Origin of the sequence: Desulfuribacillus stibiiarsenatis (assembly GCF_001742305.1) — a bacterium.
Lineage (GTDB): Bacteria > Bacillota > Bacilli > Desulfuribacillales > Desulfuribacillaceae > Desulfuribacillus_A > Desulfuribacillus_A stibiiarsenatis.
The window spans coordinates 1-716 of sequence record NZ_MJAT01000026.1; the positions used below are offsets into that span (position 1 = coordinate 1).

Consider the following 716-nt stretch of genomic DNA (forward strand, 5'->3'; position numbering starts at 1 on the left):
ATAGAGGCAACCGAATTAAAAGTAGTGACAAAGCGTCAGCCTACGGAAGAAGAGATTCGCCAATTATTATTTGCTTGGAAGGTAGTAAAGCATGTGAAATCAAACGCTATCGTATTAGCGAAGGATAATCAAACGATTGGTGTTGGAGCAGGGCAGATGAACCGTGTCGGTTCAGCAAAGATAGCCATAGAACAAGCGGGAGTTAATGCAAAAGGATCAGTCCTAGCGTCAGATGCGTTCTTCCCAAGGCTTACGGTTTTTAGAATAGCGAGATATCGCATCATTCGTTCGATGAGGCTTTTATTCTCTGCTGGGTAACCCACTGGCGTTATAATCGGTAGTATTTCATGCTCCTTAAGTTGTACCATTCGCTCAAAACTACTTTTCGTAAATGTCCCGCCAAGCCAGCAAGTGCCGAGTCCTTTTGACGTCGCATATAATATAAGCTGCTCGAGTGTATAACCGATGTCCTCTAAATTCTTCAATTTCTTTTATTTCAGTTTTTATCACTATCCAATTCCCCCCAATTATATAAAGCTACAATACCATTCCAAAAACAAAGAAACCCGGAGAGTTATCATAAAGTCGCACAAACATTAGCAGTACAGATGATTGAAGATGAGATTCCACAGCTAGGCCCACTCAGTGGAATTCATGCGGCATTAGGTAAGTCGGGAAATCCATATATCATGGCCATAGCTTGTGATATGCCATAT

At 41.6% G+C, this 716-nt stretch carries 2 protein-coding genes and 1 pseudogene; 2 read left to right on the plus strand and 1 reads right to left on the minus strand.

Features of this window, described 5'->3' with window-relative positions; all coding sequences use genetic code 11:
- Positions 1-246 (plus strand): annotated as a pseudogene (purH, locus tag BHU72_RS16020) (bifunctional phosphoribosylaminoimidazolecarboxamide formyltransferase/IMP cyclohydrolase); the annotation flags it as partial.
- On the opposite strand, the gene BHU72_RS16545 reads toward purH, so the two are convergent.
- Positions 129-485, minus strand: coding sequence for a nitroreductase family protein (locus BHU72_RS16545; protein WP_083248367.1), 357 nt, complete (start codon positions 483-485; stop codon positions 129-131). The pseudogene purH and the gene BHU72_RS16545 sit on opposite strands and share 118 nt — an antisense overlap.
- 57 nt (positions 486-542) lie before the next feature.
- Here BHU72_RS16545 and BHU72_RS16550 point away from each other — a divergent pair.
- Positions 543-716: NTP transferase domain-containing protein (locus BHU72_RS16550; protein WP_367114476.1), on the plus strand; the 174-nt coding region annotated here is incomplete at its 3' end.